Below are 23,176 nucleotides of genomic sequence, written 5' to 3' on the forward strand. Positions count from 1 at the left end.
AGGCAACCCGCTCCATAAGGAGGGAAAATGCGTCGCTGGATTACGGCTGTCACCACGATGATCATGTTGCTGTCGGCGTCATTGTGGGTCTCGACGCCGGCCGCGGCCGAACCCAACACGTTGACCGTGGTGAGTTCGGCCTCCTACTTCCGCAACACCGTCTCGATGGGATCCCTGGTCAGCCTGTTCACCAGCCAGCCGCTAACCGGTGCCCCGGACAAATATTTCGATCCGTGGGTGACCGATGGCCCCGGCGGCATCTACGTGCTGGCGAACTGTGCCGACGAGGAACACTTCATGAAGCTGCCGATCCTCTACATAGGACGCTTTCAGGTCAACGCCTACATCCCCAACGCGATGGGCCCTGAGCCGTGGGGCACCTGCGCCTACTCCGGTCCGGCCACCTTCGTGCTGCAGCCAGCCGCCGGTTACGGGACTTATCTGGTGAGCAACCTCGTCACCGTCGCCACCCACCCAGGCATCTTCTCGGCCGGCCCAGCGCCCAGCGGCAAGCATGTCGCCGCGGGCGCGGAGAAGGATCTGATCGACTGCAGCAACCTCGTTCCGGCCAATCCAGCCCTGTGCCGGACCCGCACCGGCGGCGTACCCGCCGAACTGATCCTCTACCTCACCGGGTCGGAGTGGTACCTGTGCGGTTCCTGCCCGCCCGAGGGCCTCATCTTCGAGCTTGCGCCCGTCGCCAACGGGGTGATCGGAGCCTATGTGCCGCAAACCTTGCTACGGCTCGAACGCAACAGCAACGGCCTGGAGATGGCCCGTGTCCGGCTGCGCACAGATGTCTCGCCCGGGGAGAACCGCCTGCGGGTGCGCAACTCCGTCAGCCCCGACATCCCGCAGCCGTTGCCGATCTGGTTCGGCCTGCCCACCTGAGCGTGCCGCATTGGGGAGCCCGTCCACCCAGTACTAGGACGGGCTCCGTGCGGCGACCGTAACCGGGCGCGATGAGCTGACGCTAAGTTCACGCTGAGCCGCGTCTGCGCCGGCCCTCCCGGCCCATGTGATCGGGCACCCGCGCCCAGTGCTTTTCCAGATCGTCCATGATGGTCTCGTACTCGGCCGTGCGCTGCGCTTTGAGCCGCGCCCTGCCCACGGCCAGGTTCGCCTTGGCGTCCTCGGCCCAGCCTTCGGCGTCGGCCGCGTCCTCGGCGCGGCGGGCGCCGTAGCGCAGCTCGCCGAGTTTGAGGTTGGCGCTGACCAGCCGGTCGTAGGTGGTCGTCGAGGAGGTGAACTTCGCCAGGGCCGGTGCCAGATCGACCAGAATGAACAGCGCGCGCACCGCCCAGATGCCCAGAGCCAGGGCAAGATGCTTGGCCGACAACAGGTTCAGTGCCTCGATGCGTTCCAGCAGCCCGACGTCGCCGCGTCCTTGACTCCACCGCTGCACCTGCTCGTCCACGTACTGGTCGCGTTTGGCCGCCCACGCCGCGCTTTCCGCTTGGATCTCGTCGGAGAGCTTTTGCACCTCGCCACGGCGGGCGGTCACGTCGGCGAGGAGCTGATCCATGTGATGGCTGGCCCAGTAGGCGTCGGCGGTGGCGTAGAGCTGGCGGCAAACCGGCCCGAACCCGTAGTGTCCGGTTGATCCGTTGCAGTCATTCTTGGCCGCGTCCACCAGTTTGGTGTGTTCGGCGGTGTTGGTGGCCAGCTCGGCTTCCATGACCGTTAGTTGCGTCTTCTTCTGATCGCGTTCGGTGGCAAGGGATCTGACCCGGTCCGGCAGCGGGATCGGGTACAGGGCACAGTCCACCCCGTTCACCACCGGCGCCTTCGTCGGCGCCGGCGTCGGAGCGGCGGTCGGGGCGGCCGATGGCCCAGCCGATGCGCCCGGAATCGGGGCGACACCCGCACCGAGCCCCGCGATGCTGCCCAGATCGGGGTTGCAGGCCATCCAGTTGCCGCGGTAGGCCTTGAGCTCCTCGGCGCGAACCTCATGCACCTTCTGTTCCACCGCGGTGTTGAAGACGGCCAGCACCAAGGGTTCGGCGATGACGATGCCGAAGACGAAGGCCATGCCCATCCGGACCACGATGGTGGGCACCTTCTGCCAGCGATGCTCGGGCACCGGCGCCGACACGATCCAGCGGTCGAAGTTGAGGATCAGCAGGAACCAGAGCGCGGCCAGCAGCCACACCAAGGGGGAGCGGGTGCCGAAGGCGAGGCTGAGCGCGATGCCCATCGAGACGAAGGCCATCAACGCGGTGAACAGAACCGTTCCCCCCAAACCGGTGTAGCGGGGGCGTTCCTGCGGCACCCAGGCCAGCAGCCTTTCGTCGGAGCCGGCGAAGCGGCGCAATAGCCGGCCAACATTCCATTTGCCCGGCAGCGGATCCGGTTCCGGCTGCCCTGAGATTTTGCTGAAGATTTCTTGTGGGTACCGGAAAAGGCCAGGCTCTGTCTCGGCGGCCGCGGGCTGGTGCGGCTCCGGTTGGTAATCGTCGGGGTCCACTCGGTGCGGGGAGGGCATGGTTTCCGTCCTCGGATTTCGGCGGTGGCTAGCTGACGTCGACCTTGACGAAACCCAGCTCGATGCGCATCCCCGGGATCTCCGGCGGCTGAACACTGAATTGGGCGCTAATGCGTTGCTGGATCAGCAGGTAGGTCTCGTGCAGCCGGTCGGGGCTGCTGGGCGCGGCAAGCCGGCGAAGCCGTGAACTCTGGGCAAGGTAGCCGTCAAGCGCGCTCTGCAGATCGTGCAGGTGCAGCTGGGCCACGGCGGCCGGCTCGACGACCTGACAGCGGAAGCTGACCCGCACCTGGCAGGCGATGGCGCCCGGTGGCGGGGTCATCTCGATGCTGACCTGGACCAGGCGCGGGCTCATGTCGACGATCGAAACGGAGGTCGCGGCGCGCACCTTGGCCTGGCCCGGTTCGGGAAGATAGCGCCCTTTCACGGCGAAAACCCGCACCGTGCCCGGCTGGGTGGGCGGGAGGGTCACCTCGCGCTGGCGAAGCCTGGACCAGCCGAGCCCCACCGGCTCCAAAGCGTGCTCGCTGAGCACGGGGAATGAGTCAGCCATGGGCGGCTCGCCCATCCTCGTCTGAACAGAATCCCTGGCGCACCTTGCCGAGTGTAGGCGGCGTCCCTGAATACGGCGTCCCGATGGGAGGTAAGCCTCCAAACCCGACAGATTACCTGTATTTCCGTCAACAGCGTCCTATCGGGATGCCAGCCGCCGGTAGTTGATTTTGTAACGTGTTCTAATTTTGTCGGTGGATGCTCTGGTGTAGCGGTATCGGCTCTTGCTAATCTCCACCGCATGATTTCCACAGTTGTCTGGGGAACCGGCAACGTAGGTCGCGCGGCCATTCGCGCCGTCGAGGCACATCCAATGTTGAAACTCGTTGCAATACTGGTCCACGACGCCGAAAAGGTGGGCCGAGACGGGGGCGACCTTGGCGACCTCGGCCACCCACTGGGAATCGCGGCCACCGATGATATCGACGCGGTGTTGGCCGCCGGCCCGCAGGCCGTGGTCTACGCGGCGTCGGGGGAGATCCGCCCCGATGAAGCCCTCGACGACATCGTCAGGGCCATCCGAGCCGGAGCCGTGGTGGTCACCCCCTCCATCTATGCGCTCTATGACCAGCGCAACGCGCCCGACTACCTGCGAGAGCCGGTGCTCGCCGCGATCGGCGAAGCGGGCGGCTCGCTGTTCGTCTCCGGTGTCGATCCGGGCTGGGGCAACGATGTGCTCCCGCTGCTCATCAGCGGGCTGGGCTCCACCGTGGACGTGATTCGCTGCCAGGAGATCTTCGACTATTCCACCTACGACCAGGAGAACTCGGTCCGATATCTGGTCGGGATGGGCCAGCCGATGGAATACGAGCCGCCGATGCTGGCCCCCACCGTGCCGACCATGGTGTGGGGCGGGCAGATCCGGCTGATGGCCAGGGCGCTCGGCGTCGAGCTCGACGACGTGGTCGAGACCGTTGACCGCCGTCCGCTGGAGACCAGCGTGAGCACCACGTCGATGGGCGAGTTCGAGGCCGGCACCCAGGGGGCGCTGCGCTTCGAGGTGCTAGGCATCGTGGATGGCCGGCCCCGCATCGTCATCGAGCACGTCACCCGCATCCACGCCTCGTGCGCGCCCGACTGGCCCACACCTCCCACCGGCGACGGCGCCCATCGCGTGATCATCGAGGGCCGCCCACGCATCGAGGTCACGGTGGAGGCGACCGATGAGGGCGGCAACCGCTCCGCGGGAGGCAACGCCACCGCGGCCGCCCGGCTGGTGAACGCCATCGACTGGCTGGTGGAGGCAGCGCCCGGGTTCTATGACGCGCTCGATGTCCCGCTTCGCCCCGCGGTCGGCAAACTAGGAAGGACCCAACCATGAACATCGACATTCCCGAAGGCAAGGACGCTATCGCCTATGTGTGGGGCGAGATGGTCCCCGGCATCGGAGTCGCCGCGGCCGCCTTCTCCCTGTCGGTGTACGAGTACTCGACCCTCGGGCTGCGTGAGTTCGAAGCCGCGCGCCTGCGGATAGCGCAGATCAACGGCTGCCTGTTCTGCTTGGACTGGCGCACGGAACGCGACGGGCAGATGGTCGAGGAGGAGTTCGCCGACGCGGTGACCGACTGGCGCACCACCGACAGGTTCGACGAGCGCACCCGAATGGCCGCCGAGTACGCCGAACGCTACGCGCTCGACCACCACGGCCTCGACGACGAGTTCTGGGCCCGCATGGGCGAGCACTACAGCCAGCTGGAAATCGTGGAGCTGAGCATGAGCATCGGCTCGTGGCTGGCGTTCGGCCGGCTCAACCACGTGCTCGGGCTCGACACGGTGTGCTTCCTGCCCCGCAGCGGGGCCGCCGCGCAAAGCTGATCGCCCCGCGGAAGACATCGCAGGTTCCCCGCCCGGCGCTGCCCTCGTGCTGCCCGCCGGCGGATCGGTGCGCCCCTGGACCGCCTGGCCCGTCATCGTCCACTTCGGACTGCCCGCAGCAAAGGTGGGCATGGATACGTGTTGACTTGACCCCGGGGTGAAGTTGTAACTTGTTCTCATTCCGTCCAGAGTGAGGAGCGTCCAATGTCAGACGCTACCATGCACAACAATGAAACCGACCGCGTGTCGCGCCGCGGTTTCATTGTGAGAACAGGTTCTATTCTTGGAGCCGTGACGCTTGGCGGGCAAGCAGTAGTCACGGCCCAGGCAAGCGCCGCCCCCGCCGCCGCGGGGGTCGGCGCCGAGGCCACCATCCCGGTCCTGGTCATCGGCACCGGCTACGGCGGCTCGGTCGCCGCGCTCCGATTGGCCCAGGCAGGCGTCAACGTGCAGATGTACGAGATGGGGATGGCCTGGGACACGCCGGGTTCCGACGGCAAGATCTTCTGCAACACGACCAGCCCCGACCAGCGCTCGTATTGGCTGCGGACGAAGACCAAGCAGCCGCTGAGCAACTTCCTGGGGTTCCCCATCGACAAGAACATCCCGCGCTACACCGGGATCCTGGATGCCGAGGAGATGGGCGGCATTATCGTGTACCAGGGCCGCGGGGTCGGTGGCGGCTCGCTCGTCAACGGCGGTATGGCGGTCACCCCCAAGCGGGAGAACTTCAGCGCGATCCTGCCCTCGGTGAACGCTGACGAGATGTACAACACCTACTACCCCCGGGCCAACGCGGCGCTCGGGGTGAACACCATCGACCCGGCGTGGTTCGAGACCACTGCTGCCTACCAGTACGCCCGGGTCGGCCGTAAGCACGCTCAGCGCTCAGGTTTCCCATTCGTCTTCGTGCCCGACGTGTACGACTGGGACTACATGAAGCAGGAGGCAGCCGGCACCGTTCCTAAGTCGGCGTTGGCCGGTGAGATCCTGTACGGCAACAACTACGGCAAGAAGTCGTTGCAGCGCACCTACATCGCTCAGGCCAAGGCGACAGGCCGAGTAACGATCTTCCCGCAGCACAGGGTGACCTCGGTCGCCCCGGCGGCGGGCGGGGGCTACAACGTCGTCATCGAGCAGATCAGCACCAGCGGAGACACGGTGGCCACCAAGAACGTGGTGGCGGCCAAGGTGTTCTTCGCGGCGGGAAGCGTGGGCACGAGCAAGCTGCTGGTCAAGCTGAAGGCCACCGGCGCGCTGCCCAACCTGAACGCCGAGGTGGGCCAGGGCTGGGGTGACAACGGCAACGTCATGTGTGGCCGTGCCAACCACCTGTGGGATCCGACCGGAAGCCTTCAGTCATCGATTCCGTGCAGCGGCATCGACAACTGGGCCGCGGGCGGTGCTTTCGCCGAAGTCGCACCGCTGCCGACCGGGATCGAAACCTACGCCTCGTTCTACCTGTCCATCACCAAGAACCCGAATCGTGCCCAGTTCTCCTGGAACGCCGCCGCGGGAAAGGTCGATCTGAACTGGCAGACCGCGTGGAAGCAGCCGTCCATCAACATGGCGAAGACGATCTTCGACAAGATCAACGCCAAGGAGGGGACGATTTATCGCACCGATCTTTTCGGGACGTACAAAATCTGGGGCGATCATCTGACCTACCATCCGCTGGGCGGGGCGGTGCTGAACAAGGCCACCGACAACTATGGTCGCCTGCACGGGTATCCGGGTCTCTACGTCATCGACGGCTCGCTGATTCCGGGTAACACCAGCGTCAACCCGTTCGTCACCATCACCGCGCTCGCCGAGCGCAACATCGAGCAAATCATCGCCACAGATCTGTAGTGGCTTGCGCAAGGGCCTGACAGCGTGGTCGGGCCCTTGCCGCATTCTACTTTGGACTATCGATCGTAATCGGCTCTAGTGGGCGCGGCGCGCGCTCGCCGGTCATCGCGTTCGGCGATACTGACAGTCTCCCCTCACCTTTCGCGGTGGGAAGCGGGATGCGGCGATGAGCATGGCCGAGCGAACCATACGGCTGCACCTTCAGGTGGAGGGCGTCGTGCAGGGCGTCGGGTTCCGGCCCTTCGTTTACTCGCTGGCGAAGTCCTGGCAGCTCTCGGGGGTAGTTGGCAACAACTCGCTGGGCGCGTTCGTGGAGCTTGAGGGCAGCGAAGACGCGGTGGCCGGGTTTCAGCGCGACCTGCGCCTGCAAGCGCCGCCGCTCGCGGTGATCGATCGGGTCACGGCGCGGGAGGTCACCCCGACCGGGCTGCAGACCGGGTTTCGGATCGCGGGCAGCCAGCTGGCCAGGCTCGGCCAGACGCAGATCGCCCCGGACTGCGCCACCTGTGCCGACTGCCTGCGTGAGCTGACCGATCCGGATGACCGCCGCTATGGCTACCCGTTCATCAACTGCACCAACTGCGGGCCACGGCTCACCATCGTGCAGGACGTGCCCTACGATCGGCCGCGCACGACGATGGCGGGATTCCCGATGTGCGAGCCGTGCCGGCGGGAGTACGACGATCCGGGCGACCGGCGATTCCACGCGCAGCCGGTCTGTTGCGCCGATTGCGGGCCACGGCTGCGGCTTTCCGGCTTCGAGGGCGGGCCGGGTGAGGTCATAGCGAAGGTGGCGCAGCTGTTGCGTGAGGGTCAGATCGTGGCGGTGAAAGGACTGGGCGGGTACCACCTCGCCGTGGACGCCACCTCGGACCGGGGCACCCGGACCTTGCGCCAGCGTAAACATCGCGACGAGAAGGCCTTCGCGGTCATGGTGAGCGACCTGGAAATGGCGCGTAGCCTGGCCGAGATCGCCCCGGCGGACGAGCTTTTGCTGACCAGCCCAGCGCGGCCGATCGTGCTGGTGCCCCGGCGAGAGCCAGCTGGGTTGGTGGCGGCGGCGGTTGCGCCGGGGCAGCGGCAGTTGGGGTTGATGCTGCCTTACACGCCGCTGCATGTGTTGCTGATGCGGGAGTTTGCCGGGCCGCTCGTGCTGACCAGTGGCAACGTTTCGGAGGAGCCTATTGCTTTTCTTGACGGGGATGCGCGGCAGCGTCTCGGCGGCATCGCTGACGCCTTCCTCACCCACGACCGGCCGATCCATCTTCGCGTCGACGATTCGGTGGCGCGCAGCTTCCGCGGCGAGCCGATGCTGATCCGGCGGTCCCGGGGCTATGCGCCCCGGGCGATCCGGCTTCCGGTCACCGCGGCGCGGCCGGTGCTGGGCTGCGGGGCGGAACTGAAGAGCACCTTTTGCCTCGCGCAGGGCGACAGCGCGACGCTATCGCCTCACCTCGGCGACCTGAAGAACTACGAGACGTTCCGGTCCTATGCCGACGGGATAACGCATCTAAGCCGGCTCGTCGGGATCAGCCCGGTGGTGGTGGCGCACGATCTGCACCCCGACTACCTGTCCACAAAGCACGCGCAGGAGCTGGCCGAGAGCGGGCTGGAGCTGGCCGGCGTTCAGCACCACCACGCCCACATCGCCTCCTGCCTGGTCGACAACGGGTCGCCCGGCCCGGTCATCGGGGTGGCCTTCGACGGCACCGGCTATGGCACCGATGGCACGCTGTGGGGCGGCGAGTTCCTCGTGGCGGACCTCGTTCAAGCGCGCCGAGCCGGGCATCTGGCCGCGGTGCCGATGCCGGGCGGCGAGTCGGCGGTGCGGCAGCCGTGGCGGATGGCGGCCGCCTATTGCGCCCAGCTGGCGGCGACACCCGCTGTGGCGCAACGGTATCCGCGGGAGTGGGAGGCGGTGACCAGGCTGGCCGGATCCGGGTTCGCGGCCCCGCCCACCTCGAGCGCGGGCCGGCTCTTCGACGCGGTGGCCTGCCTGGTGGGAGTACGCGACGAGGTCAGCTATGAGGGACAGGCGGCGGTGGAGCTGGAGCAGCTGGCCAACCAGGCGGCTCGTGGCTGGTACCAGTCAGAAATAAGAGAATTCGGAGAGATGCCGTTTCAGATTCGTGGGGCCGATCTGGTCGCCGCGGTCCTCGCGGACCTGGAGCGCAATGTGCCGGCCGCGGACATCGCGATGCGCTTCCATCGCGGGCTGGCACTGTCCATTGCCGACGGTTGCCAGCTGATCCGGGAAACGTCCGGGCTGGGCACGGTCGCGCTGTCGGGTGGCGTGTTCCAGAACGTGCTGCTGCTTGAGCTGGCTGTGGCGCACCTGGAGCGGCGGGGGTTCAAAGTGCTGACCCACCGCCGCATCCCAGCCAACGACGGCGGCATCAGCATCGGCCAAGCCGCCATCGCCGCCACCCGCGACGCGGGGTCAGCAGATGCGAGGTAGGGGGTCGCCGATGAGGACGTCGACGATGCGGGTGCCGCCGAATTCGGTCTTCAGCAGGACGAGGCCGGGCGGGTCGGCTACTACGCGGCCGATGATCGCGGCGCCGGTGCCCAGGGGGTGTGCCCGCAGGGAGGCAAGGGCCGCATCGGCTTGAGCGCCTTCGACGAAGGCGACGAAGCGGCCTTCGCAGGCGAGGTAAAGCGGGTCGATGCCGAGCAGTTCCGCCGCGCCCCGAACCTCGGCTCGCATGGGGATGGCGCGTTCGTCGAAAACGACAGCGACGTCGGCCGCGCGGGCGATTTCGTTGACGATGGTGGCCACGCCGCCGCGGGTGGCGTCGCGCAGGCAGCGCACCCCATCGACGGCCGTGAGCAGATCGGCGACGATCCCGTGCAGTGGGGCGGTATCTGAGCAAAGGTCACTGTCGATGTCGAGCTCGCCACGGGCGAGCATGACGGTGACGCCGTGTTCGCCGATCGGGCCGGAGATGAGGACGGCGTCGCCCGGCTTGACCGCGTCGGCCGTAAGCGCGAACGGGTGCTCGATGACGCCGATGCCGGCGGTATTGAGATAGCAGCCATCGGCCTTGCCGCGCTCGACGACCTTGGTGTCGCCGGTGACGATCTGGACGCCGGCGGCGTTCGCGGCGCGGGCCATCGAGGCGACGACGCGTGTCAGCGACTCGAGCGGAAAGCCCTCCTCGAGGATGAAACCGGCTGACAGGTAAAGCGGACGGGCCCCGGCCATGGCGAGATCGTTGACGGTGCCGTTGACAGCGAGGTCGCCGATGTCGCCGCCCGGGAAGAACAGCGGGCGCACCACGTAGGAGTCCGTGCTGAAGGCCAGCCGCGCGTTGCCAATACCGAAGACGGCCTGATCGGACAGGGGCTCGAGCAGCGGGTTGCGGAAGGCCTCAAGAAAGACGGCGTCGGTGAGGGTCTGGCTGGCTTTGCCACCCGCGCCGTGGGCGAGGGTCACCCGCTCATCGGTGATCTTCGCCTTGCGACGGCGTGCCTTGTCTATCCGGTCCAGGACACGCAACTCCAGCTCGCCGGTGGTGGTCATCGTGAGATCACCGCCAGCGGCGAACCCGCCTGCTGTAGGCGTTCGCGGCTGAACCGGCCGAAGTTGTAGTAGGCGGCGCAGGCGCCCTCGGGCGAGACCATACAGGTGCCGATCGGCGTCTCCGGGGTGCACGCGGTGCCGAACACCTTGCACTCCCAAGGTTTGAGCACCCCCTTGAGCACCTCCCCGCATTGGCACGCCTTGGGATCGGCCACCCGGACCCCGGGCAGTTCGAAGAGCCGTTCGGCATCGAAGGCGGCGTACTTTTCCCGCACCTGCAGCGCGGAGTGCGAGATGAAGCCGAGCCCACGCCACTCGAACTGGGGTCGCAGCTCGAACACCTCGGTCAGCACCGACAGCGCCTTGGCGTTGCCCGCCCAGGCCACCACCCGCGAATACTGGTTCTCGATTTCGCTGCGGCCCTCGCTGAGCTGCACCATCAGCTGGTAGATCGACTGCAGGATGTCCAGCGGCTCGAATCCGGCCACCACCAACGGTTTGGCGTGCTGGGCAGCGATGAAGTCGTAAGGCGTGCAGCCGATGACCGTCGACACGTGACCGGGGCCGAGGAATCCGTCCAGCCGCAGGTCGGGGGAGTCGAGGATGGCTTTGATGGCGGGGATGATCGTGACGTGGTTGCTGAAGACGGAGAAGTTCGTCAGCCCATCGCGCGCAGCTCGCAGCACGGTCATGGCCGTGGACGGGGCAGTGGTCTCGAAGCCGATCGCCATGAAAACCACCCGCCGGTCGGGGTTCTGGCGGGCGAGTTTGAGGGCGTCCAGCGGCGAGTAGACCATGCGGATGTCGCAGCCGGCCGCCTTGGCGTCCAAAAAGGAGCGACTCCCACCCGGTACCCGCATCATGTCTCCGAAGGAAGCCATGATGACGCTGGATTGCTCGGCGAGGTGGATGGCATCGTCCACGCGGCCCATCGGGATGACGCACACCGGGCAGCCCGGTCCGTGGACCAGGGTGATGGCTTCCGGCAAATAGTCCTCGATGCCGTGCTTGTAGATGGTGTGGGTGTGGCCGCCGCACACCTCCATGAACTTGTATTGCCGTCCCGGCTCACACAGCTGCGCTATCCGGGCGGCCAATGCCCGCGCCTTGTCGGCGTCGCGGTACTCATCCACGTACCGCATCGGGCACCTCCGCCTGCTGCTCGTCGAGGATGGCCGACGATTGCAGCGCCATCAGCTCATCGGCATAGGCGTCGCCGATGTCCTCCAGGAACTGAAGCGCCGCCTTGGCCTCGGTCTCGTCAATCTTGGAAAGCGCGAACCCGACGTGGATCAGAATCCAGTCACCGATCTGGATATTTTCCTCGTCGAGCAGGCCGATGTTGATGACGCGGCGCACACCGCTGACGTCAACCCGGGCCAGGTCTGGATGTTCGGTCATGAGCTCGAGGACCTGACCGGGGATGCCAAGGCACATCTGTGTTTCACGCGCCGATCGGGGAGGGGACATGGGTGTGGCCGTCGCCGGACTCGTGAATCGGGTCGTTGGCGGGCTGGTGCACCCCGGCCGCGAGCCGGATCGATTCCAGCATCAGCTCATCGCCGCCGACGAGGGTGAGCGACGTCCCCGCGCACTGCGGGCACGCGGGCAGCAGCTCGGTTCCCTGTGCCTGCGCCGCACAGCTGTCGCAGTTCATCCGCACCGGCATGGTGGTGATGGCGACGCGGGCGTTCTGGGCCACCGTGCCCGTGGCGGCGAAGGCGAAAGCCTGGTTCATGGCCTCGTCCTGTACCCGGTGCAACGCGCCGATGCGCAGCCGCACCTCGGTCACCGGCCGCCCGGCCGCCCGGCGCTGGACCGCTTCGAGAATCGACTGACACAGCCCGAACTCATGCATGGTGTGTGGTGCCTTTCTGTTTCAAGCGATGATTGGGTCTTCACGCCGGGCGTGAAGCTGCAGGGCGAGGTCGCGAACCAGGAGAACCGCGCCGTCGACGGCCGCGGCGACCGCGGGGCTCAAGCCCATCCGCTCGCCGAGGTCGGCCGGCTCGCAACCGACGACATAGAGGTGTTTTACGGTGCCGCCCAGCGCTTTGAGGAGGGCGAAGACCGTGTCCGGCGACATCGAATGGGCGTCCATGGCCGGGGCTTCGGAGGCCGGCAGATCGTCCAGGTCCGGCTCGATCAGGTAGACCTCCCCGGGCTCGCCGCCGCGCTGCACGGCGTCGACGAGGATCAGCCCGTCGTAGCCGTCGAGCAGCTCGTAGGCCAGGTGCATGCCGCGGATTCCGAAGTCGCGCACCTTGATGCCTTCCGGCAGCGGCGAGCCCGGATGCGTGGAAAGCCGGCTGGCCACCTCCACCCCGAAGCCGTCGTCGCCCAGGAAGATGTTGCCGACCCCGGCCACCAGAATGCCGTTCACGCGTTGTCTCCCAGAAGCTCTACCTCTTCCGGGCTGAAATACAGGTAGCGGCCTTGCCACTGGAGCAGGTCACCGGCGGGATCGTCCTCCAGCGTCACGGCGAGATGGGTGGCACCGTCTACATCGGACAGAACGGCTTCGACAAGCGCGGTGCGGTCGCGCAGGAACATGTCCTGGGCATCTGTACCGCTTTCGCGTGGGCGCAGCCGCACCCGGCTGCCACGGCCGGCCTCACCGCCGGGCACGGCGATCCGATCGGTTTCCGGTGACACCGAGCTGTCCGCGCCCGGGTCCCACCAGGGGACCGGGACGGTGGCGGCCTCCGGTTCGCCGACGCGGCGCAGATAGCGGATGGCGCCGTGCAGACGGTCGAGCAACTCCGGCGGCATCGACTCGACGCGGTCGATGATTTCGGCCGAGCGCGCGTCGGTGGCCCGCGCCTCGTGCTTCTCGTCATCGGTGAGCGTCAGCGTGCGCAGCACCAGCATCTCGTCCATCTCGGTGGCGTCGCACAGGTCCCCGGGACTTTCGGGGGCGATCTGCGGGTAGTCGTACAGGATGATGGGCGAGGAGAGCATCACGTCCGTGCGTCCCTCACCCACCAAGACAGGAAAGGTGTGCTCGTTGACGCAGGAGGCGACGGCGGGCTTGGCCCACTCGGGCGGCTCCAGCAGCGAGACGAAGGTCGCGCCGGTCACCGCGAGCAGAGAGTGGGCGGTGATCAGGCTGTGCCGCAACAGGTCTGGGCGATCCAGCGGGGCCGGATCGCAGCCGGACGTGTTGGTCACCTCGATGCGTAGCCGCATCAAGCCATAGGGGCCCTCCAGCGGGTAGCCGGTGACATGCACCTCGCCGGACAGCGGCCACCGCTGCCGGGTGGTCGTGCCATCGGAGTCGACCCCGGCGTCGATGGTGAACGGAATGGTCACGTCCACCCCGGCCGGGTCCAGCGCCACCCAGGCGGGCACCTCGCGCAGCACGCCCTCGTCCCAGACCGGCTCGCTCCAGCGGCGTTGTAGCTGAAGGAAACGCAGCACCAGGTCGAGCTCCGCCTTGTCGCCGAGCTCGATCAGGCACTCGGTCACCTGACGGTGCGGCTCGTCATGGCCGGATGGGAAGATCACGCCGAACTGCCAGCGGATCTGGTTCTTCTGCGCCGACGCGCGGTACGGGTAGAGCACGTATCCCTCAAGGAGGATCGTGTCCGCCACCTGCTGAGCCAGCTCGGTGCTCACGACCGACACGATACCGACATATTGTCAGCGAACTGGCAAATGGGACGGCGACGCGCGGACGGCCGGGCGTCGCTCACATATTGCGCATTCGCAAATACCGGCGGATGTCCGGCAGCGAGGTGTAGACCACCGCCGCGACCCCGATGACCACCGCCGAGATGACGAGCTTCTTGAACATCCGCCTCAGATCCTCTCCGCCAACAGCGCTTGCACGGCTTCGTTCCACGTCACCAAAGCGCGGCTTGACTTGAACGCGGCCAGCGCATCCAAGGTGTCCCGGCGCAGCCGCAACCATCCTGCGTCGGGGAAGTACATGTCCATGATCTCCCGCCAGACCGCCACCGGCAGCCGATACGCGCATTCGCAGTGCCACGGCACCTGTTCGATCAGCAGGCCGGTCGGCCCCTGGTGAAAGACCGTGCCACTGAACAGAAGCAGCATGGGCACCAGCCCGTCGTCCAGCGAGGCGAAATAGCGGCTCCCGGCGACCTCGAGGTCGTAGGAGCAGGGGATCGGAATGTCGATCTCGATGCTGTCGCTGAACGTCGGCACCATGACCGTCAACGTGGTGAGGTGCAAGGGTTTGAGGGTCTCGCCCCAGCGGGAGGGGTCGCCGAACAAGTCGTGCAGCCGCTGCCCCTCCTTGGCCGAGTAGCGCCGCTGGGCGGGCAGGATCTGGATCTGGCAGCGCAGCGCGATCGCGCCCACCCTCACCCCGGTGCGCTCGGTCACCCGCAGGCGCAGCGTCAGCGTGGGCACAGCCGCGTGCGGGGTCGCCCGCGCCCCCACACATTCGAAGCTCAGCTCACCCATCAGTGCCGCCCGCGGGTGACCGGGGCGGCGCGCTCGGCCAGCTCGCCAAAGAAGTCCGCCACGGCCTGCCAGAGCTCCTCGCCACCGCCGAATCCCTTCCACTTCAACCGAACTCGGCCCACCAGGTCATAGCAGGCGTCGATGGGGATCAGGTATCCGTCGAAACGTTCGCCGTCGCGGCGCAGCAGCACCGCCTCGACGTCGGGCCGCACCTCCGCGAACCCCGGGTTGGCTTGCATCACCTGATCCCAGATGCCAAGCGGCAGCAGGGATTCGGTGGCGCCGGCGGGGCTGGGGTAGAACGCGACCGGCTCGGTCGAGTTTGATTGGGCGAACACGAACACCACCCCCACCGGAATCGCCAGCTCGTCCCATTGCGCCTGGGTGAGCTGGAAGGCGGGGTCGTGCAGATACCGCTCGGGCACGGGCCGGTACCGGCCGGCGGCCGCGCCTTCGGGCTCGAAGAGGAAGAAGCAGGCGCGGCAGCAGCACATCAGCGAACGCGAAGTCATGTCCACCAGGTGGGTGTGCCGGTCGGGCAGGCGCTGTGCGCACATCTCGCACCGCTCACCCACCCGCGCCGGGCTTGCGCGGTAGTCAGCGGAAAGGCTTTCCGCGGCAGCGCCCTGCGCCTCCGAGCCGCTTTCCCTGGCGGCGTGGGCGGTGGCTGTGCCGCCTGCCGCGGTGGCGTGAGCAGTGGCTGTGCCGCCTGCCGCGGTGGCGTGAGCGGTGGCCGAGCCGCCTTCCGCGGTGGCGTGAGCGGTGGCCGAGCCGCCTTCCGCGAGGGCGGGTGCGGTGGCCGTGCCGACTTCCCCAACGGGCACGGGCCGCACGAACCGGCGCAGTCCGGTCTGCGTCACCGGTTCACCACCGACGCCCGATCGCGAAATAGTGACTCCACCGGGATGAGGGTGGGCGCTTTCGGAGACTCGATCTGCTCGACCTCCACCGCGGTCACGTCGGCGACCGCGTCGAGGATGGCTTCCTCCAGCCGTTGCCGGTCACCGGATCCGCCCGAGCCGCAGCCGCCCGAGCCGCAACCGGAGGCGGCGGCGGTCCACCGCAACCGGACCGCGCCGGCATCGCTGACCGCGAGCAGCTCGACCTTTGGTGCGGGCTGGGCGAGCGAGGGCACGACGCGATCGAGGACCGCTTGCACCCTGGTGCGCAGATCAAGCGGGTGCAGCCCATGCAGCACCAGCAGTCCTGACACGAGCTCGTCGGAAATCATCAGGCCGGTGATGCGGGCGGCTTCGGCGGGGGACTGTTCGCCGACGATCGAAACGATGCGGTTCAGACCTTCGCCGTAGAGCTCGACGAGCAGACCCACCAGCTCTTCGGCGTGCATGCGCAGCTGCGGCTCGGCGGTGGAGGCCAGCGAGTCGAGCAGCTGCTCGACCCGCCGGCCCGTTTCCCGGATGTCCGGGGCCGCCGGTATTACCGCCCGCTCAGCCATTGCCGGTGAACGCGGTTGGTGTGTGCAGCTTCTGCAGGGTCTTGCCGCCGCCCAGATACATGTGGACGCCACACGGCAGGCAGGGGTCGAAACTTCGTACCGCCCGCATGATGTCGATGCCTTTGAAGGTTTCCGGCGGGTTCTCCTCGAAGATCGGCGTGTTCTGCACCGCGTCCTCGTAGGGGCCGGGTGTTCCGTAGGAGTCGCGAACGCTTGCGTTCCAAGGCGTCGGCGGGTAGGGGTGATAGTTGGCGATCTTCCCGTCGCGGATCACCATATGGTGCGACAGCACGCCGCGCACCGCCTCGGTGAAGCCGACGCTGGCCGCCTCCTGGGGCACCTTGAACGTCTCCCACGTTTTGGTCTTGCCCGCGCGCACCTCGGCCAGCGCCTGCTCGGCGAAATGCAGCGCGCTCGCCGCGGCGTAGGCCTGGAAGTAGGTGCGGGCCCGGTTGCGCTCGATGGCGTTGCTGAGCCAGTTGCCCTGCTTGTCTTTGGGCGGCGTCCACTCGAACCTGGCTTCCGGCTTGAGCATGGTGCGCGGCAGGTTGATGACGACGCTGTGCCCGGTGGCCTGGACGTAGTCATTGTTGACCAGACCGGCCAGCGCGGTCGCCCACAGCCGGGCGATGGGACCGCCGCCGGTGTCCAGGGCCAGGTGGTCCTTGCCGTCGAACCAGCGCGGCGACATCACCCAGCTGTACTTGTCGTCGAAGTCGCGGCGCTGTGGCTGCGGGATGGTGTGCTGGTTCCACGGGTGCCGCTCGTCGATCGCGTTGCCGAGCGCGTCGTGGGTGACGAACTTTTCCTTGCCGGCCCAGTCGTCGTAATAGGAACTGCCGAGCAGGATGCGCATGCCGACGTTGATGTCGACGAGGCTTGTGGTGACCAGCTTTCCGTCGACGACCACGCCCGGGGTCACGAACATCTTGCGGCCCCAGTTGGCCATGTTCTCGTAGCGGAAGTCGCAATACTCCGGGTCGTTGAAACTTCCCCAGCACCCCAACAGAACCCGGCGCCGGCCCACCTCTTCGTAGCCGGGCAGCGCCTCGTAGAAGAAGTTGAACAGGTCGTCGTGCATGGGCACGACCCGCTTCATGAACTCGACGTACTTCATCAGCCGGGTCATGTAGTCGGTGAAAAGCTGAATGGTCGCGACCGTGCCGACGCCGCCCGGGTAGAGCGTGGAGGGGTGCACGTGGCGTCCCTCCATGAGACAGAACATTTCTCTGGTGTACCGGCTCACCTGCAGCGCTTCGCGATAGAACTCGCCGCTGAGCGGGTTGAGCGCGCGCATGATCTCGCCGATTGTCTTGTAGCCGTGGGCTTCCGCGCCCGGGCTCGCGGTGCGGTCGGCGAGGTCGAGCACGCCCGGGTTGGTCTCGCGCACCATCCGCTCGCAGTAGTCGACCCCGACCAGGTTCTCCTGGAAGATGTTGTGGTCGAACATGTATTCGGCGGCCTCGCCGAGATTGATGATCCACTCACCGAGCGCGGGCGGGCGTACCCCATAGGCCATGTTCTGGTTGTAAACCGAGCAGGTGGCGTGATTGTCGCCGCAGATGCCGCAGATCCGGCTGGTGATGAAATGCGCGTCGCGCGGATCCTTGCCCTTCATGAAGATGCTGTAGCCGCGGAAGATGGAGGAGGTGCTGTAGCACTCCGCCACCCTCTTCTCGGTGAAGTCGATTTTCGTATAGATGCCAAGGCTTCCGACGATCCGGGTGATCGGATCCCAGGCCATCTCGATCAGACCGTCACCAGGCCGGTCTGATTTGGTTTTTGCCATGCTTATGTTCCTCCTAGAGACCATTGCCGAGTTTCGAAAGCGCGGATCACCACCGAGGGAGATATCCGGTGAGCAGTTCGGTGCCGCGGCGGCGCCACTTCGGCTCCTGGTCAACGGTCTTGGCGGTCACGCTGCGCAGCTTGCGGATCGCACCGCCATAGACGCTGCTGGCAGCCGTGGAAATCTTCGCTCCGGGTGGCTCATCCATGAAGGGCATGAACTTGTCCGGGAACCCGGGCATGGTGCAGCCGATGCAGATGCCGCCGACGTTCGGGCACCCGCCTAGGCCGTTCATCCAGCCTCGCTTGGGGACGTTGCACTTCACGACCGGCCCCCAGCAGCCGATCTTGACGAGGCACTTCGGCGACCCGTATTCGTGGGTGAAGTCACCCTGCTCGTAGTAGCCCGCCCGGTCGCAGCCCTCGTGGACGGTCTGGCCGAACAGCCACATCGGGCGGTGCGCGTCATCCAGTGGGATCATCGGCGCCTGACCGGTGGCCTGATAAAGCAGATACAGCAACGTTTCTGACATGTTGTCCGGCTGCACCGGGCAGCCCGGCACGCACACCACCGGAATACCGGCCCGGGTGGTGAAGTCCCAGCCGAGATAGTCGAGCACGCCCATCGCGCCGGTCGGGTTGCCGGCCATCGCGTGGATGCCGCCGTAGGTGGCGCACGTGCCGGCCGCGACGACGACCAAAGCCTTGCGCGCCAACCGATCCAGCCACTCGCTGGTGGTCATCGGCTGGCCGGTCTCGGGGTTGTTGCCGAACCCGCACCAATAGCCCGCCGACTTTATCGACTCGTTCGGGATCGAGCCCTCGACCACCAGCACGAACTGGCCCAGCTCACCGCGATCGGCTTTGTGGAACCATTCGATGAAGGTGTCGGCGCCCTGTTCCGGGCCGCACTCGAAGTCGATCAGTGGCCAGTGCACGGCGAGCTTGGGCAACCCGGGCAGCGCCCCGAGGACGATCTCCTCGATGCTGGGCTGGGTGGCGGCGGTCAGCGAGACCGAGTCGCCGTCACAGCTGAGCCCCGCGTTGATCCAAAGCAGATGCACCACACCTTCATCGGTGGTCGTCGTCATGATGTGCAACCTCCAACTTCAGACTCTGATGCCACGAGCTGCCGCTGGGTCAGTTCCCAGAGCAGGTGGTAGAGGGTCGTCTGGACTTCCTGGATGCGGTGAATCGAGGAGGAAGGGACTACGAACAGGAAGTCGACCAGCCCGGCGGTGGCCATCGCGCCGCCGTCGTAACCGGCCAGACCGACCGTGAGCATGCCCAGCCGCCGGGCCTCACCGAAGGCGCGCACCACGTTGGCGGAGCCGCCGCTGGCGGACAGCCCGAAAGCGACATCGCCCGCCTTGGCGAGGGCGGCCAGCTGCCGCGCGAAGACCAGGTCGAAGCCGACGTCGTTGCTGAGCGCGGTGACCAGCGCTATGTCGTTGGTCAGCGATATGGCCGGTACGGGCCAGCCGCGCGCCGGGTGCAGGAAGATCGTGGCGACCTGCTGGGCGTCGCAACTGCTGCCACCGTTGCCGAACGTGAACAGCCGCCCGCCCCGCCCGGCCGCGGTGGCGATCGCCTGCGCGCAGGCCGCCAGCTGATCGCCGCAGGACTCCACCATCTCCCGCCGCAGATCGACGATTTCTGTCGCCTTGCGCGCCACGGATTCGGTCAGGGCGGCAAGCACTTCATGCCGTTCTGCGGGCGAACCCGCAGGTGTGCCATCGTCGGCCAGGAACGGATAGAGCGCTTGCAAACCGGCTCGCTGAACCTCAGACATCGTGCCCGCCCACCATCCCGATGGCTTCCCCGGCGTGGACCAGAACCGTGTCGCCGACCCGGGCGTCCACCAGCGCCACGCTGACCTGCTGCACGGTGCCGGCAAGGCGCACCAGGGCCATTTCCGCGTCGTCCAGCCGCAGCACCTCGGCGGGCGCGGCATAGTCCGAACAGGTCACGCAGACGTCGTCGGGGCAGTCGGCGGCGGTCATGCCGGCACCGCCGCGGTGTCCTGCTTGGCCAGCAGCAGCACGGCCGGCTCGGCGAGCAGCAGGTGGACCAGCTCCCACAGCAGGTGATAGATGGTCACGTGGACCTCTTTCACCACCGCCGGGTCGGTGTCGTGGGCGACCAGCAGGTGGTCGGCGAGCCTGCCGTCGGCGCCTGAGTTTCCGGTCAGCAGCACGGTCAGCAGACCGCGCTCGCGGGCGGCGATGACGCCGGCGTAAACGTTGGGACAGGTGCCGTCCGCGGAGATCGCGAGCGCGATGTCGGACGGGCACGCCAGCGTCCGCAGCTGGTCGGCGTAGACATCGGCGAATCCGCGCCGGCCGGCGACGCCGGTGACGGTGGCGATGTCGTTGTTGAGCGCGATCGCCGGAAGCGCCGGCTTGCCCACGATCACCGGATGCATGAACTCGACCGCAAGATGGGCCGCGTCTGTGCTCGCGCTGCCGTTGCCGAAGACCAGCAGCTTGCCGCCGGAGTGAAACCGTTGCGCCATCGCGTAACCGGCTTCGGCGACAGCTGCGGCGTCAGCCACCAGCGAAGTTCCAGCCGCGTCCCTGCGGGCCAGAAGGTCGGCTGCCACGGTCCGCGCACTCTGCTGCACCGTCACATAACGCATGCTGCCACAAATAACAATGAGGACACCCAAAACGGACTATCTAGCCACGTGTCGTCACTAATTGGCCTACCGTGGGGGCCTGAAGCGCGAAGTGGCCGGCCCGTTCTCGGGCCGGCCACTTTCACCACTGCGCCTAGGTGACTGGGATGTCGCGCCTGCGGAAGGTCGCCAGGCCGACGGCGGCCAGCGCCACCGCGAGCGCGGTCAGGATGAGCAACGGGGTGAACGCGACGGACCCTCCCGGTACCCGAGGAATGTGGGTGAACGGAGAGACGTCCAACAGCGACTGGCTCAGCTGCAGTGCCGCCCCGATCTGCCCGAGCACGATGCACAGCGACAGCGCACCCCAGCCGATCGCGGGGGCCAGGCGTGGCCGCAGCCCGAACATGGCCACCGCGAGCGCGCCCAGCACCCAGATCGCGGGCAGCTGCACGAGCGCTCCGCCCACCACCCGCGGCACCTCGCGGCCGATGTTGTCGACGCTGGCGCCGTAGACCAGCCCGGCGAACAGCCCGGTCACCGCCATGACCACGGTCGGGCCGAGGAACGCGAACACGAGATGGCTTGCGGCCCATCGCATCCGGCTGACGCTGGCGGCCAGCAGCGGCTCACTGCGCAGGCTCGCCTCCTCGGTGCGCATGCGCAGGGCGGCCGCTATTCCGTAGGCGGCGATGGCGGTGGCGCCCATGCCGAGGGTTCCCGCGAGGAAGATGTCGGCCGCGCCGGACTTGCCGCCGATGCGCGCGAGAATCTCGGTGAGCTGTTCGTTGTCCTCCAGAAGTTTGGTCGAGGTTTCGGCCACCCCGCCAAAGAGCACCCCGCCGACCACGCCCAGACCGACCAGCCAGCCGTAGAGCGAACCTTTGTGCAGCCGCCAAGCCAGGGCCAGCGGGCTGCTCAGGCTGGGCGCAGCCGTGGCTGGGCCGAGGCGTGGTGGCAACAGCCCCGCGCCCACATCACGGCGAGCCGACAGGCGCAAAGCCAAGGCGGCCAGAGCAACCGTGGCCACGATGGCCAGAGCGAACACCCACCACCGGTTGTCGGTGAAGGCGTGGACCTGGTTCACCCAGCCCAGCGGGGAGATCCAGGAGAGCCAGGCCCATCCGCCCGCGACCACGTCGCCGACGCCGCGCACGGCGAAGGCCAGGCCGAGCAGCCCGATGCCGATGCCCCGGGCCGCGCCCGCACCCTCGGTCAGCTGTGCGGTCACCGCGGCGATCGCGCCGAACATGATGCCGGCGAACGCCCACGCCATCCCCATCGCGAAGGCACCGGAAGCCGGTGTCTGCTGGCTCATCATGCCAAGCGCCACAAGCACTCCGACGCCGAGGCTGGCGCCCGAGATGGCGACGAGGGCGGCGGTGAGGCCGGCATGCCTGCCGACCACCGCCGAGCCGAGCAGCTCGCGGCGGCCGGCCTCCTCTTCCAGCCGGGTGTGCCGGATGACGAACAGCACGGCGATGAGCGCCATGATGACGATCCCGGTCGCCGAGCGCCAGAAGATGAGCGCGCCGAGGTTTGGGTCGCTCGGCTTCTGGCCGTAGAACAGGATGAGCATCGGGCTGCTGCCGAGATCGTCGATGTAACCCTGGCGCTCGGCATCGGTCTTGTAGATTGCCGCCGTTCCCGACGCCAGGCTCAACGGCAGCACAGCCATGAACAGCATCCAGATCGGCATGAGCACGCGGTCGCGGCGCAGGATCAGTCTCACCAGCGAGCCGGTGCCTGTGAAGGCAGTCATTTCACCGGCTCCGTCTCGTAGTGACGAAGGAAGAGCTCCTCAAGCGTTGGCGGCTGGCTGACCAGACTGCGTACGCCGTGGGAGGTGAGCTGGCGCAGCACCGGGTCAAGCTGAGCGGAGTCGACCTGGAGCTTGACGTGGTTGTCGGAGACGTGCAGATCGTGAACACCGGCCATGCTGCCCAGACCGTTGGGCGGGGTGGCCAGCTCGGCGGAGATGAAGGTGCGGGTCAGGTGGCGCAGCTGGGTCAGCGTGCCGGTTTCCACCGTCTTGCCCAGCCGGATGATGCTCACCCGGTCACACAGCGCCTCCACCTCGGCCAGGATGTGGCTGGAGAGCAGCACCGTGCGCCCGTTGTTCTTCGTCTCCTCGGCGATGACCTGCCGGAACACTTCTTCCATCAGCGGGTCGAGACCGGAGGTCGGCTCGTCGAGCAGCAGCAGCTCCACGTCGGAGGCGAGCGCGGCGATGAGCCCGACCTTCTGGCGGTTGCCCTTGGAGTAGGCGCGGCCCTTCTTCTTCGGGTCGAGGTCGAAGCGCTCCAGCAGTTCCTTGCGGCGCTTCGGATTCAGCCCGCCGCGCAGCCGCCCGAGCAGGTCGATGACCTCGCCGCCGGACAGGTTGGGCCACAGGGTGACATCACCCGGCACGTAGGCGAGGCGGCGGTGCAGGGCGACCGCGTCGCGCCAGGGGTCGCCGCCGAGCAGAGTGGCCGTGCCGCCGTCGGCGCGCAGCAGACCCAGCAGAATACGGATGGTGGTGGTCTTCCCTGACCCGTTGGGGCCGAGGAACCCGTGTACTTCACCCTGCGCGACCGCCAGGTCAAGGCCGTCAAGCGCTTTGGTCTGGCCAAAACGCTTGGTCAGGCCGGAGACCGAAATGGCATTTTCCATGTT

Annotated in this window: 24 protein-coding genes; 5 read left to right on the forward strand and 19 right to left on the reverse strand. The window is 67.2% G+C overall.

Annotated features, from left to right (window positions below; translation table 11 throughout):
• Positions 1-27: 27 nt before the first annotated feature.
• Positions 28-891, forward strand: coding sequence for a hypothetical protein (locus Rhe02_RS14505; protein ID WP_203908725.1), 864 nt, complete (start codon positions 28-30; stop codon positions 889-891).
• An 88-nt stretch (positions 892-979) separates the two neighbouring features.
• Here Rhe02_RS14505 and Rhe02_RS14510 read toward each other — a convergent pair whose 3' ends face one another.
• Together Rhe02_RS14510 and Rhe02_RS14515 are read right to left on the reverse strand one after the other, a co-directional pair.
• A complete protein-coding gene (locus tag Rhe02_RS14510) occupies positions 980-2,485 on the reverse strand; it encodes a DUF4407 domain-containing protein (protein WP_203908726.1) in 1,506 nt (501 codons plus the stop codon).
• Between the two features lie 28 nt (positions 2,486-2,513).
• Positions 2,514-3,038 (reverse strand): hypothetical protein, encoded by a 525-nt coding sequence (locus Rhe02_RS14515; RefSeq protein WP_203908727.1) that lies wholly within the window; start codon positions 3,036-3,038, stop codon positions 2,514-2,516.
• A 312-nt stretch (positions 3,039-3,350) separates the two neighbouring features.
• Between Rhe02_RS14515 and Rhe02_RS14520 the strand changes: the two genes are divergently transcribed.
• The 4 genes from Rhe02_RS14520 to hypF all read left to right on the forward strand — a co-directional run bounded on the left by Rhe02_RS14520 (position 3,351) and on the right by hypF (position 9,161).
• Positions 3,351-4,358 carry an NAD(P)H-dependent amine dehydrogenase family protein gene (locus Rhe02_RS14520; RefSeq protein WP_239123821.1) on the forward strand — a complete coding sequence of 336 codons (1,008 nt, stop codon included), beginning with the start codon at positions 3,351-3,353 and terminating at the stop codon, positions 4,356-4,358.
• Positions 4,355-4,852: a carboxymuconolactone decarboxylase family protein gene (locus Rhe02_RS14525; RefSeq protein ID WP_203908729.1), complete on the forward strand. Its 498-nt coding sequence runs from the start codon at positions 4,355-4,357 to the stop codon at positions 4,850-4,852. The genes Rhe02_RS14520 and Rhe02_RS14525 overlap by 4 nt, the downstream gene beginning before the upstream one ends.
• A gap of 291 nt (positions 4,853-5,143) precedes the next feature.
• A complete protein-coding gene (locus Rhe02_RS14530) occupies positions 5,144-6,703 on the forward strand; it encodes a GMC oxidoreductase (RefSeq protein WP_239123822.1) in 1,560 nt (519 codons plus the stop codon).
• A gap of 172 nt (positions 6,704-6,875) precedes the next feature.
• Positions 6,876-9,161, forward strand: a complete 2,286-nt coding sequence (hypF, locus tag Rhe02_RS14535) for a carbamoyltransferase HypF (protein WP_203908731.1) — start codon at positions 6,876-6,878, stop codon at positions 9,159-9,161.
• Here hypF and hypE read toward each other — a convergent pair.
• The 17 genes from hypE to Rhe02_RS14615 all read right to left on the reverse strand — a co-directional run bounded on the left by hypE (position 9,144) and on the right by Rhe02_RS14615 (position 23,173).
• Positions 9,144-10,226 carry a hydrogenase expression/formation protein HypE gene (hypE, locus tag Rhe02_RS14540; RefSeq protein ID WP_203908732.1) on the reverse strand — a complete coding sequence of 361 codons (1,083 nt, stop codon included), beginning with the start codon at positions 10,224-10,226 and terminating at the stop codon, positions 9,144-9,146. The two genes, hypF and hypE, sit on opposite strands and share 18 nt — an antisense overlap.
• Positions 10,223-11,368, reverse strand: a complete 1,146-nt coding sequence (gene hypD / locus Rhe02_RS14545; protein ID WP_203908733.1) for a hydrogenase formation protein HypD — start codon at positions 11,366-11,368, stop codon at positions 10,223-10,225. The genes hypE and hypD overlap by 4 nt, the downstream gene beginning before the upstream one ends.
• Positions 11,352-11,696, reverse strand: coding sequence for a HypC/HybG/HupF family hydrogenase formation chaperone (locus Rhe02_RS14550; protein WP_373320632.1), 345 nt, complete (start codon positions 11,694-11,696; stop codon positions 11,352-11,354). Before Rhe02_RS14550 ends, hypD begins: the two co-directional genes overlap by 17 nt.
• Positions 11,671-12,084 carry a hydrogenase maturation nickel metallochaperone HypA gene (locus tag Rhe02_RS14555; protein WP_203908735.1) on the reverse strand — a complete coding sequence of 138 codons (414 nt, stop codon included), beginning with the start codon at positions 12,082-12,084 and terminating at the stop codon, positions 11,671-11,673. Before Rhe02_RS14555 ends, Rhe02_RS14550 begins: the two co-directional genes overlap by 26 nt.
• Positions 12,085-12,105: 21 nt before the next feature.
• The gene (locus Rhe02_RS14560; RefSeq protein WP_203908736.1) at positions 12,106-12,609 is read right to left on the reverse strand and encodes a hydrogenase maturation protease; all 504 of its coding nucleotides are present in this window, start codon (positions 12,607-12,609) and stop codon (positions 12,106-12,108) included.
• A complete protein-coding gene (locus Rhe02_RS14565; protein ID WP_203908737.1) occupies positions 12,606-13,844 on the reverse strand; it encodes a hypothetical protein in 1,239 nt (412 codons plus the stop codon). Before Rhe02_RS14565 ends, Rhe02_RS14560 begins: the two co-directional genes overlap by 4 nt.
• Positions 13,845-13,917: 73 nt before the next feature.
• Positions 13,918-14,022 (reverse strand): DUF6893 family small protein, encoded by a 105-nt coding sequence (locus Rhe02_RS50890; RefSeq protein WP_373320633.1) that lies wholly within the window; start codon positions 14,020-14,022, stop codon positions 13,918-13,920.
• Positions 14,023-14,027: 5 nt separating this feature from the next.
• Positions 14,028-14,657: a DUF6084 family protein gene (locus tag Rhe02_RS14570; RefSeq protein WP_203908738.1), complete on the reverse strand. Its 630-nt coding sequence runs from the start codon at positions 14,655-14,657 to the stop codon at positions 14,028-14,030.
• The gene (locus tag Rhe02_RS14575) at positions 14,657-15,517 is read right to left on the reverse strand and encodes a DUF5947 family protein (RefSeq protein ID WP_203908739.1); all 861 of its coding nucleotides are present in this window, start codon (positions 15,515-15,517) and stop codon (positions 14,657-14,659) included. Before Rhe02_RS14575 ends, Rhe02_RS14570 begins: the two co-directional genes overlap by 1 nt.
• A complete protein-coding gene (locus tag Rhe02_RS14580) occupies positions 15,514-16,113 on the reverse strand; it encodes a NifU-related iron-sulfur-binding protein (protein ID WP_203908740.1) in 600 nt (199 codons plus the stop codon). Before Rhe02_RS14580 ends, Rhe02_RS14575 begins: the two co-directional genes overlap by 4 nt.
• Entirely contained in the window at positions 16,106-17,902 is a 1,797-nt protein-coding gene (locus Rhe02_RS14585; protein WP_203908741.1) for a nickel-dependent hydrogenase large subunit, read from the reverse strand. Before Rhe02_RS14585 ends, Rhe02_RS14580 begins: the two co-directional genes overlap by 8 nt.
• A 46-nt stretch (positions 17,903-17,948) precedes the next feature.
• Positions 17,949-18,992 carry an NADH-quinone oxidoreductase subunit B family protein gene (locus tag Rhe02_RS14590; protein ID WP_203908742.1) on the reverse strand — a complete coding sequence of 348 codons (1,044 nt, stop codon included), beginning with the start codon at positions 18,990-18,992 and terminating at the stop codon, positions 17,949-17,951.
• Positions 18,989-19,693, reverse strand: coding sequence for a D-sedoheptulose-7-phosphate isomerase (locus tag Rhe02_RS14595; protein WP_203908743.1), 705 nt, complete (start codon positions 19,691-19,693; stop codon positions 18,989-18,991). The genes Rhe02_RS14590 and Rhe02_RS14595 overlap by 4 nt, the downstream gene beginning before the upstream one ends.
• Positions 19,686-19,904, reverse strand: coding sequence for a HypC/HybG/HupF family hydrogenase formation chaperone (locus Rhe02_RS14600; protein WP_203908744.1), 219 nt, complete (start codon positions 19,902-19,904; stop codon positions 19,686-19,688). Before Rhe02_RS14600 ends, Rhe02_RS14595 begins: the two co-directional genes overlap by 8 nt.
• Positions 19,901-20,530: a D-sedoheptulose-7-phosphate isomerase gene (locus Rhe02_RS14605; RefSeq protein ID WP_203908745.1), complete on the reverse strand. Its 630-nt coding sequence runs from the start codon at positions 20,528-20,530 to the stop codon at positions 19,901-19,903. The genes Rhe02_RS14600 and Rhe02_RS14605 overlap by 4 nt, the downstream gene beginning before the upstream one ends.
• Before the next feature lie 142 nt (positions 20,531-20,672).
• On the reverse strand, positions 20,673-22,280 hold the full coding sequence (locus Rhe02_RS14610; protein ID WP_203908746.1) for an ABC transporter permease: 1,608 nt from the start codon (positions 22,278-22,280) through the stop codon (positions 20,673-20,675).
• The gene (locus Rhe02_RS14615; RefSeq protein WP_203908747.1) at positions 22,277-23,173 is read right to left on the reverse strand and encodes an ABC transporter ATP-binding protein; all 897 of its coding nucleotides are present in this window, start codon (positions 23,171-23,173) and stop codon (positions 22,277-22,279) included. The genes Rhe02_RS14610 and Rhe02_RS14615 overlap by 4 nt, the downstream gene beginning before the upstream one ends.
• Positions 23,174-23,176 lie beyond the last annotated feature (3 nt).

The organism is Rhizocola hellebori, from assembly GCF_016862955.1.
GTDB classification, from domain to species: domain Bacteria; phylum Actinomycetota; class Actinomycetes; order Mycobacteriales; family Micromonosporaceae; genus Rhizocola; species Rhizocola hellebori.